Annotated in this window: 10 protein-coding genes; all 10 read right to left on the reverse strand. The window is 63.0% G+C overall.

The window, feature by feature from the left end; genetic code table 11:
- The coding region (locus tag EOA86_RS08385) for a thiamine pyrophosphate-binding protein (RefSeq protein ID WP_128341206.1) at positions 1-1,524 on the reverse strand (1,524 nt) is incomplete at its 3' end.
- Between the two features lie 138 nt (positions 1,525-1,662).
- Positions 1,663-3,087, reverse strand: a complete 1,425-nt coding sequence (locus EOA86_RS08390; protein ID WP_128341207.1) for an FAD-binding oxidoreductase — start codon at positions 3,085-3,087, stop codon at positions 1,663-1,665.
- Between the two features lie 65 nt (positions 3,088-3,152).
- Positions 3,153-3,926, reverse strand: coding sequence for an amino acid ABC transporter ATP-binding protein (locus EOA86_RS08395; protein WP_128341208.1), 774 nt, complete (start codon positions 3,924-3,926; stop codon positions 3,153-3,155).
- Positions 3,927-3,935: 9 nt separating this feature from the next.
- Positions 3,936-5,030, reverse strand: a complete 1,095-nt coding sequence (locus EOA86_RS08400; protein WP_245497174.1) for an amino acid ABC transporter permease — start codon at positions 5,028-5,030, stop codon at positions 3,936-3,938.
- A 3-nt stretch (positions 5,031-5,033) separates the two neighbouring features.
- A complete protein-coding gene (locus tag EOA86_RS08405; protein WP_128341209.1) occupies positions 5,034-6,197 on the reverse strand; it encodes an ABC transporter permease subunit in 1,164 nt (387 codons plus the stop codon).
- A 64-nt stretch (positions 6,198-6,261) separates the two neighbouring features.
- Positions 6,262-7,296: an amino acid ABC transporter substrate-binding protein gene (locus EOA86_RS08410; protein ID WP_128341210.1), complete on the reverse strand. Its 1,035-nt coding sequence runs from the start codon at positions 7,294-7,296 to the stop codon at positions 6,262-6,264.
- Between the two features lie 75 nt (positions 7,297-7,371).
- Positions 7,372-8,322 carry a LysR family transcriptional regulator gene (locus tag EOA86_RS08415; protein ID WP_128341211.1) on the reverse strand — a complete coding sequence of 317 codons (951 nt, stop codon included), beginning with the start codon at positions 8,320-8,322 and terminating at the stop codon, positions 7,372-7,374.
- 87 nt (positions 8,323-8,409) lie between these two features.
- Positions 8,410-9,159: an SDR family oxidoreductase gene (locus tag EOA86_RS08420; protein WP_128341212.1), complete on the reverse strand. Its 750-nt coding sequence runs from the start codon at positions 9,157-9,159 to the stop codon at positions 8,410-8,412.
- Positions 9,160-9,169: 10 nt separating this feature from the next.
- Positions 9,170-9,910: an SDR family oxidoreductase gene (locus EOA86_RS08425; protein ID WP_245497175.1), complete on the reverse strand. Its 741-nt coding sequence runs from the start codon at positions 9,908-9,910 to the stop codon at positions 9,170-9,172.
- A 252-nt stretch (positions 9,911-10,162) separates the two neighbouring features.
- Positions 10,163-10,455, reverse strand: a 293-nt coding sequence (locus EOA86_RS08430; protein ID WP_128341213.1) for an FCD domain-containing protein, incomplete at its 5' end; no start/stop codon positions are given.

Here is a 10,455-nt window from a genome sequence, read left to right on the forward strand (position 1 = left end):
CCGCGTCGACTCCACGCGCTCCGCATGGAAGCCGTAGGAGCGGGCGAGACCGACGAAATCCGGGTTCTGCAGTGTCGTTCCTGAGACACGGGTGGGGTAGTTCCGCTGCTGGTGCGCGCGGATCGTGCCGTAGATGCCGTTGTCGAGGATGAGCACGATCGGCTGGGCGCCGGCCTGCATGGCCGTCCCGAGCTCCGGGCAATTCATCTGGAAGTCGCCGTCGCCGGCGAAGCAGACGACGGTGCGCTCAGGGAAAGCCACCTTGGCCGCGATCGCGGCCGGCAGGCCATAGCCCATCGCGCCCGATTGCGGCGCAAGCAGCCGGGCCTTCGGACCGAACTTGAAGAACTTGTTCGGCCAGACCGTGAAATTGCCGGCGCCGTTGGTCAGAATAACGTCCTCGGGCAGGTTGTCGCGCAGCCAGGCGCTGACTACGACCATGTCGACTGGCCCAGGCTGGGCGGGCGCCTCGAACGCTCCTTCATAAGCCTGGCGTGCCTCCGCCCGCCAGGACGCCCAGGGGCCCCTGACCGGCGACAGCGCAGTGGCGAACGCGTTCGGCCCGGCATGGATGCCGAGCAAAGGCACATAGACCTTGCCGATCTCGCGGTCTGATGCGTGCACGTGGATCAGCTTCTGTCGCGGTAGAGGCACGGAGAGCAATGTGTAGCCATCCGTGGTCATCTCGCCGAAGCGGACGTTGACCGCCAGGATCACGTCGGCGTCGCGGATCAGCGCCTTGACGTGAGGAACCATGCCGACCCCGGCTTCGCCGACGAAGACCGGCGAGCCGTTGTCGAACTGGTCCTGGTAGCGGAAGTCGGCGACCACGGGGATATCCGACCCTTCAGCGAAATTTTGTAGTGCCGCGCGGCCATCGGTTGTCCAATTGGCGCCGCCCACCAGCAGAACGGGCCTTTGCGCGTCGGCCAGGACGCTGCGCACGGAGGCAATCGCCTCCGGGGCAGGGGCCGCTTCGACGATGTGGGGCGGCCCGGCGAGAGGCGCGGCGGCCGTCGCCTGCGTCAGCATGTCCTCCGGGAGAGCTACCACGACCGGACCGGGTCGCCCGGTCAGCGCCGTGGTCCAGGCCCGCGCCACAATCTCCGGGATGCGCCCGACATCGTCGATCTCGACCGCCCATTTGGCGAGCGTGCCGAACACGGCGCGGTAGTCGAGCTCCTGGAACGCCTCGCGGCCCTTCATGTCGGTGCCGACCTGGCCGACGAACAGGATCATCGGCGAACTGTCCTGCATCGCCGTGTGCACGCCGATGCCGGCATTGGTCGCACCGGGGCCGCGCGTAACGAAGCAGATGCCGGGCGAGCCGGTGAGCTTGCCGTAGGCCGAGGCCATGAAAGCCGCGCCGCCCTCGTTGCGGCACAGCACATAGTCGAGCTTGCCGCGGGTATCGTGCAGCGCGTCCAGCACCGCGAGGTAGCTTTCGCCGGGCACGCCGAAGCTCTTGCTTGCACCGAGGGCAACCAGGCATTCGACAAGGAGGCGACCGCCATTACGTGTCATGCTTCGTTCCGACCAATGGGGCAGTGCATCGCACCCGCCTACATCCGACTTCCTACAGGGCGACCGCAGAGCCGCCAGTCTTCTCTTTCGATCCAAGCGTGCACGCCGCCAGGCCTCGGCGAAACGAAGAAAAATCGCCTATTCGAAAGTTATTCTTTGCCGATAGTCGTGCAGCAGCACGCCCGGATTCATGATCCCTGAAGGATCCAGCGCTGCTTTGAGACGCGCCATGAGATCCCGCTCGATGGGGCTTCTGTGTTGCTCTGCCAACGTGATCTTGGCGCGGCCGAGTCCGTGCTCGGCGGCAAAGCTGCCGCCCATATCGGTGGCCAGCACGGCCAGCGCCCGGCCGATCTCGCCCGCCTTGCCGCCAAAACCGGTGACCCCCTCAGGAGGCGTCAGGTTGTAGTGAATGTTGCCGTCGCCGAGATGGCCGAACGGGTTGATGCGCACACCCGGCAATAGGCCGGTACAGATGCTTTCTGCGGCGGCGATGAACTCAGCGAGCTTGCCCGGCGGCACGGAGATGTCATGCTTGAGCTGCTCGCCCTCCAACCGCTGCCCTTCCGGTTGCTCTTCACGCAGCCGCCAGAAATGAGCGCGTTGCGCGTCTGACATGGCGAGCGCGCCGTCCGTGACCAGACCTTGCTCCATGCCCTGTTCGAGCGCGAACGCCAGGATGTCGTCCAGCGGAACACGCGGCGAGCCGGAAGTCAGTTCCGCGAGCAGATAGACCGCTCCGCGGCTATCGAGAGGGAAAGCGAGGTCGGGCAGGTGCTTCAGTGCCAACTCGACGCCGAGGTCGGCGAAGAATTCCAGTCCTGACAGGAACTCCCCGGCCTCGCGACGCAGGAACGTGCCATATGCCACCGCGGCTGCATGGTCGGGCAGGGCCAGCAGCGCCGTCGCCCGTTGGCTCGGCGCGGGATAAAGTTTGAGGACCGCGCGTGTAACGATCCCCAGCGTGCCTTCGGCGCCGCAGAACAGCTTGCGCAACTGATAGCCGGCGTTGTCCTTCTGGACGGCCCTCAGGCCGTTCCAGACGGCGCCATCGGGCAGGACCACTTCGAGGCCGAGCACGAGCTCCTGCATCATGCCATAGCGAAGGGCGTGACTACCGCCCGCATTCGTCCCGATGAGTCCGCCGATGCGTGTGCTGCCCTCGGCGCCGAGATGCATCGGAAAGATGAGGCCATGCGGCTTGAGCACCTCGTGAAGGGTGGCCAGAACGGCGCCGACCTCGACGAGGATCGATCCGCTGTCGGCCTCCGGCTTGCCGATCGCCGTCATGCGCGAAAGAGAAACGATCACAGCGTTCGGCGAGCCGGCGACGGCAGCGCCGCAAAGCCCGGTGTTACCGCCCTGCGGGACAACGGCAACGCCCGCCTTGCCGCATGTGCGAACGACCTCGGCCACCTCTCCGGTATTGGCCGGCCTTGCCACGCCCAGGGGCTCGACCCCATACCGGTTCAGCCAATCGCGGGTGTACGGCCTGGTGTCGTGGCCCGAAAGCCACCCTTTCGCTCCAAGAATTCTGGACAATGCGGCGGCGAGTTCAGACATGGAAGCCAGACAGACTTTCGGCAGTGAAGCGGGAGTCTTTATGCCGCCGTGTATTGTTGTGTCTCTCAGTGATCGAGGACCTGCGCCAGGAACTGCTTGGTGCGTTCGTTCCGGGCGGAGGTGAAAAACTCTTCCGGCGGCGCCTGCTCGACGATCTCGCCGCGGTCCATGAAGACCACGCGATCTGCGACACGTCGCGCGAATCCCATCTCGTGCGTTACGCAGATCATCGTCATGCCTTCGGACGCAAGCGTGACCATGACGTCGAGCACCTCGGAGATCATTTCAGGATCGAGCGCGGAGGTCGGCTCGTCGAACAGCATGATCTGCGGCTGCATGCAAAGCGAGCGCGCAATGGCGACGCGCTGCTGCTGACCGCCCGAAAGCTGGCCTGGATATTTGGATGCCTGCTCGGGAATACGAACCTTCTCGAGATATTTCCGCGCGGTTGCTTCGGCCTCTGCCCGCGGCAGCTTGCGCACCAGCATCGGGGCGAGCACGCAGTTCTCCAGCACAGTCATGTGCGGAAACAGATTGAAGTGCTGGAAAACCATGCCGACTTCCCGGCGGATTTCGTCGATGTTGCCGACGTCGTCGTTGAGCTCCGTGCCGAGCACGACGATCCTGCCGGCATTGTGTTCCTCAAGGCGATTGATGCAACGGATCATGGTGGATTTGCCGGAACCCGAGGCTCCGCAAACGACGATCTTCTCTCCGCGTGCTACCGCAAGATCGACATCCTTCAGCGCATGGAAGGTGCCGTAGTACTTGTTCATGCTCTCGATCTGGACGGCTGCGCCGTTGGAGCCGTTGGAACCGTTGGAACTGGAGGGGATCATGACTTGCTCCTACCGCTCGCCCACCGACATGCGGCGCTCGAGGAAAGCGCCGTAGCGCGACAAGCTGAACACGAAGGTGAAGTAGATGAGGGCGATGAAGACATAGACTTCGACATAGGCGAAGCGCCATTCGCCGGTGCCGAAAGCCGCATTTCCCGACGCCAGGATTTCGAAGAAGCCGACGATGATCACCAGCGACGTTTCCTTGAACGCAATGACGAACTGGTTGATCGTTGCAGGCAGCGCGTTGCGCATTGCCTGCGGCAGCAGAATTCGGCTGATGCGCTGCCAGTAGTTGAGGCCGAGCGACATCGCGGCCTCCTCCTGACCTATCGGCACGCCCTGCATGCCGCCGCGCACGATTTCGGCCTGATAGGCGGCAAAGAACAGCGCCGAGCCGATAATCACGCGGTACAGCTTGTCGCCCTGGAGCCACTGCGGAAGCATGAAGGGCACAACGATCGCGAATGTGAACAGGATCGAAATCAGCGGCAGCGAGCGGACGCCGTCGATGATCAGACCCGTGGTTCTGGAAATCCAGGGCAGTTGCGAGCGCCGCAGCAGAGCGAGGCAGATAGCCAGCGGGAAGCCAATGAGGCACGTCATCACGAAGATGAAAAGCGTGAGCGCAAGTCCGCCCCACATCTCCTCGCCGACATAGGGCAGACCGAGAATCCCGCCTTTCATCAGGAGGTAGAAGAGCGCGGTTCCCGCTCCCCAGATGAAGGCGATCCGCCGGCCTGTCCAGAAGGCTGGAATGCAGGAGAGCACCGTCATCGCGACAACGGCCACACAGGCAAGGGCGGAACGCCATTGCTCCTCATAGGGATAAAGGCCGAAGAAGATGATGCGCCATCTCGCGGCGATCACGGACCAGCACGCTCCGGTCGATGCGTGGCAGGCATCGGCCGTGCCGCTCGTGTCGAACACGGCCGAGAACAATGCCCAGTCGAGCACGTTCCACGCCACCCAAAACAAGAGGGCGAGCGAGACGCCCGAGACCAGCGCCTGAAGCGGCGTCGCGAAAAATCGCCGCTTGAGGTTGGCGGCAAATCCGGGGCCTTGTGGAGCGAGAACCGGGTTCATTCCAACAGCATCGGCCATTGTTTACCCCCTCAATTGGTTGCCCTTGAGGGCGATCGCCTTGTTGATCCGGTTGAAGACTGCGGCCAGGCTGAGGTTGATCGTCAGGAAGCCGGCCATCAGAATAAAGATCGCCTCCAGCGTTTGACCCGAATGGTTGATGGTCAGTGCCGTGATCATGAAGAAGTCGGTGAAGCCGACCACAATGCCCATCGTGGTCGCCTTGATCAGCCAGACATATTGATTGGCGAGGATCGGCAGCATGGCGCGCAACGCCAGTGGGAGGCGGACGCGCGAGAATATTCTCCAGGGCGACAGGCCCAGCGACTGGGCGGCTTCGACCTGGCCGCGCCCGACAGCCTTGAAGCCGCCGCGCACGATCTCACCGATATAGGCGCCGCCATAGATGGCCATCCCCACGACGAGCGCCATGAATTCCGGAGGGATGCGAAGCCCGCCCCTGAGGTTGAGGCCCTGCAGACGTGGAATGTCAAGCAGCGGCAAGTCCGGGAGCCTGCCGGCCCAAAGCGCCGCGAAAGCGCAAAGAAGAGCGATCGCCATGCCCCCGAGCTGGAACGGCAACCGCTTTTCGCGCGGGCGATCGAGATGTTCCGTCTTGCCGAGCCATATCGGGAGCACGATGGCGGCGATGATGGCAGCCGCCACCACAAGCATGGCCGGCGCGCTGACATTCGGAAAAGGGGCGTACAGTCCCCGGTTCGAAAGAAGGAATCCCCCGGCATCGAGGGCGGCGCGCGGCGGCGGCAGCCGGGTGAAGACCGCGTACCAGAAGATCACTTGCAGGATGAGCGGTATGTTGCGGAAGAAGTCGACATAGCTGCGGCCGAGAAGTTGCGCGAGTTCGTTCGATGACGTTCTCGCCAGTCCGACGACGGCTCCGATCAACGTTGCCAGCAGGAGGCCGAAGCTGCCGAGAAAGAGCGTGTTGATGATGCCGTTGACGAAGAACCACCAATAGGGGTCGGACGCCGTTACGGGCAACAGCGAAAAGTTCACGTCCCAGCCCGTCGACTTGAAGAGAAAATCGAAGCCGGAGACGATACCCTGATCGATGAGGTTCTGCCGTGCGACAAGCCCGCCGCCGATCACGATGAAGGCGAGAATGCCGACGAAGACGATCTGAAGCAGCGCATTGCGCACTTTCTGGTTGCGGAGCAGCCGTTCCATCGACAGACCTTTCGTGGATTGGAGGCCTCGCCCGGCTTTTTGCCGGGCGAGGCGTTCGTTCAGATCAATCGAAGACGAGCGGGAAAAGGACGCCGCCGTTGCTCCACAGATTGGTCAGCTCGCGATCCATCTTGTAGGGGGAGCCCGCGCCGAGGTTGCGGTCGAAGACCTCCCCGTAATTGCCAACGTTCTTGATCACGTTGTAGGCCCAGTCATCCGACAGACCGAGACCTTTGCCGACGCCCGGCGTGGCGCCGAGGAACTTGCTGATCTGCGGCGATGCCGGCTTGGCCTTCATCTCGTCGACGTTCTTGGAGGTTATGCCGGCCTGCTCGGCAAACAGCAGCGCGGACAGCGTCCAGTTCGCGATATCGACCCAGTTGTCGTCGCCCTGGCGCATGATGAACACTTCCGGCTCGACGTCGAGCACATCGGGCAGGATGACGTGATCGTCGACCTGTCCCTTGGCCGCACGTGCGATCGCAACGACCGGGCCCCACTGAGCGTAAAGGTCGCAACGCTTCGAGAAGTAGGCCTGCTCCAGTTCTTCGGTCTTTTCGATGACGACGGGCTCGAGCTTGACGCCGATCTTGGCCGCGTAGCCCGCGACCTGCTGTTCGATCGTCGTGCCGGCCGGGATGCAGATGGTGCCGCCCTCCGCGTCCTTGAGCGTGGCGACATTCAACTCCTTGTGCGCCATCACCTTGGTCGTGCCGAGGTAGTACGACATGGAGAACTGAAGGCCGAGCTCGGTGTCACGGCTGAGCGTGCCGCCCGAGGCCTTGATGACGATATCGACGTTGCCGGACTGGAGTTCGGGCCAGCGCTGCGCCCAGCTGATGGGAATGATTTTCAGCTTCGAGGGATCGCCAAGAACCGCGGTCGCAACGGCCCTGCACAGGTCGATGTCAATGCCTTTCCAATTGCCCTTGTCATCCACCTCGGCGAAACCGAGATACGAGCCGTCGTGGCCCGTGCAGTTGAGCACGCCGCGCGCCTTGACGGCTTCCAGCGTCTTGCCGCCCGCGGCATGCGCCGGAGCGGTGAATGGAACGAGGCTAAGCGCGAGAGCCGCTGCCCCCCAATTGAATGCTTTCATCTTATTTCTCCACTGTTGAGGTTCTTCGTTTTTGTTGTTGTTGGGGCCGTCAAAGCCCAGGTTCGCAAGCCGCCGTCAGTCCAAGAGAGGTGTCGGCTTCGGTAGGGGAGGGACCGCAAGGTCACTCGCCCAATCCTGTTGGGTCAGCCAGCGATGCAGAGCGGCGACCGCCTTCACGCGCAGATGCCCCTTCGGCACGACGAGATAGAAGCCGGGGACTTCCTCGGGCTTCATGCCGATCAGGGCATCGCGACCGAGCGGCGCGACCAGCGCGCCTGAGCGCAGATCTTCCTCAGCGTCGATCACCGAGACGAGGCCGACGCCAATTCCTTGTAGTGTCGCGCGCCGCATCGTGGCGGCATCGTCGAAGCCGATGCTGCGGTCGCCATCCGTCTTCTCCACGTTGAGGTGCCGCAATATGTCAGGCCAAAGTCGTTTCGATTTGACCGCATCGAGCAGCGTGAACTGCGTCAGATCCTGTGCAGACTTGATTTTCTCGCCGATTGAAGGCGTGCAGCAGATGATCTTGGGATCCAGAACGAGAAGCGTCGTCTCGTAGTCGCCCCACCTGCCATACCCCCACTGCACGCTCATATCGATGTCGTCGCGACCGAAGTCCGGGAGGTCGACCATTGTCGTCAACCGTAGGTCGGCTCCAGGCAGAATCTCCCTGAAGAGAGTGAGGCGCGGCAACAAATAGTGGGTGGCGAAATAGGGGCTCGCATTCAGATTTATGCGGTCCCGGTAGCTCGACTTGGTGACCCTGCGAACGCCTTCGGCGAACTCGTCGAATCCGGCCTTGACATAGTGCGAGAGCAGGATCGCCGCTTCCGTCGGTTCGATCGACCGGCCCTTTCGCTCGAACAGCGTCACCTGGAGCGTGTCTTCGAGCAGCTTGATCTGCTGTCCGACCGCTTGAGGTGTAACCAGCAGTTCGTCGGCGGCCTGGCGAAAGCTCCTGTGCTGCGCGACGGCGTGGAAAACCCGCAGGGCATTCAACGGCGGAAGGCGCAGCTTGCCGGTCATCGTCAGTTCCGCTCCTTCCTGTTTCGAGCTCCGTGGATCATGCACTGCTGCCGACGGATCGCTTGATCGTGCCGTCGGCCATTGAAATCAGGCGTAGATGTACCCGCCTGAAACGATGACCTGTTCGCCGGTCATGTACGTGTTCTTCGGTCCCCCGGTCATAAGCACCCACTCGGCGATCTCCGTAGGTTGAGCGCCGCGACCAAGCGGGCTCGCCTTCGCCAGTTCCTCGAGAAAGCCGAGAGCTTTCGCGCGCTCGGTCGCCATCCCGGCGGGAGCGACGGAATTGACCAGGATGCCATCCTTGGCGACGTGATGGGCGAAGGACCGCGTGAGGCTGACGACAGCGGCCTTCGTCGCGGCATAGTGGCAGTTCTGCGGGTGCGCCTTGAAGGCGTCGACCGAGGTCAGGTTCACGATGCGTCCGCGCACATGATCCTTTGGCTCCTGCCGCTGCATGTGCCGGACCGCGGCCACCATCATGTGATAGGTGCCCTTGATGTTGATGCCGTTGGAGGCGTCCCACTCGGCGTCGGTGATCTCGAGGATTGGGCGGCGCGGATAGATCGCTGCGCAATTGATAAGCGTGTCGACGCGGCCAAGCTTGGCGACGATCACGTCGAAGGCGGTATGACATTCCGGACCGATCTGGATGTCGCACTTGGCCGACGCGGTCGGAAGACCCTTGGCGCGAGCCGGCTCAAGCGCGGCCTCGGCGGCTTCGGGATTGATGTCGATGATGCCGATCTTGGCCGCACCAGCTTCCACGGCCATCCCCGCGAGCAGTGCGCCGAGGCCGGAGCCGCCGCCAACGATGAGTACGGAAAGGTCCTTCACGTCTTGCTCCCTATTTGCTGCCGCTCGGAGGCACCGGGCGGGTCGGCATGATGTCGAAACGGGTCACGTCAGCCGAGGCGGGGAGTGCCAGAAGCGTCACGACCATTCTGGCCACGTCCTCGGGCTGCACGGCGACATTGCCGGCGTACATCGCCGCCCGTGCCTCAGCGTCGAGGATGTCCCTGTAAAGCTGCGTTTCCACCCGGCCGGGCACAATCTCGGTCACGCGGATGCCGTATTGGGAAAGGTCGGCGCGCAGCGCCGCTGCAAAGCCGGCAATCGCGGCCTTGGTCGCGGAATAGACGGCGACATTCGGAAACGCGGCATGCGCCGCGGACGAGCCGGTGAAAATGATATGCCCGGACTGGCGTTCTCGCATCTGCGGGACCACAAGGCGGGTGAGAAGGATCGCCGCGCTGAGATTGACCTCGAGCGTCGTGTCGATGTCGGCCAACTTCATGTCGGCGAAGTTGCCGAGCGGCGGCATGATGCCGGCATTGTTGACCAGCACGTCTATATGCAGGTCTGTCAGCACAGACTCCAGCGCCTCGCGGTCGGTGATGTCGATTGCGATCGGAACGATCCTCGGCCGCTCGGCTTGCAGTTCCTTGAGCGCCGCCTTGCCGCGACCCGCTGCGTAGACCTCATAGCCGGCGTCGCTCAACGCCACCGCGATGGCTCGCCCGATGCCGCTGGTTGCGCCTGTGATGAAGGCTGTCGTCACGTCGATCTTCCATTTGCCTTTGATCAAGTGTGTGTCTTCGGCCGCCTCAGCGAAACCAAGAAAAACCGGAAAAAGGAAAGTTCAGCTTTCCTATCGACACCTGGCCACAGACGCTGATGTGCACGCCCTGACGTGGCATGGGCTGGAAAACCCCATGGAAAGCGTCAGGAATGAGACACTTTCACCCAGTCGAGACCACGCGAGCGCGCACTCGGCAACAAAACGCTGCTTTCGCATTTCCCCAGATTTGCGCCGGCGCCTGCCGGAATCGTTCTCGTGCTATCGCTCTGCCGCGATCTTCGGTTTCATCTCCGCAAAAAGCGCCTCGGCGGCTGCCTTCTGCACAGCGTCTGTCGTTTCGACGCCGGATGCCTGCGCCAAACCGCGCACCCGCTCCAGGCTGTTGTAGAGGTGCTTGCGCATCGCACGGCGCGCGGCGCCGGCGTCCTGCCTCTCAATGGCGCCGACGATTGCCTCATGCTCGTTGTGAATGCGCGCGTAATATGTGTCCTTGCGTCCGGGCGCGACGACGTAGCCGAGCTGGTAACGCGGGACGATCATAGGCTTCAGAT

It is taken from the genome of Mesorhizobium sp. M5C.F.Ca.IN.020.32.2.1 (assembly GCF_004023105.1).
Taxonomy (GTDB): Bacteria; Pseudomonadota; Alphaproteobacteria; order Rhizobiales; family Rhizobiaceae; genus Mesorhizobium; species Mesorhizobium wenxiniae.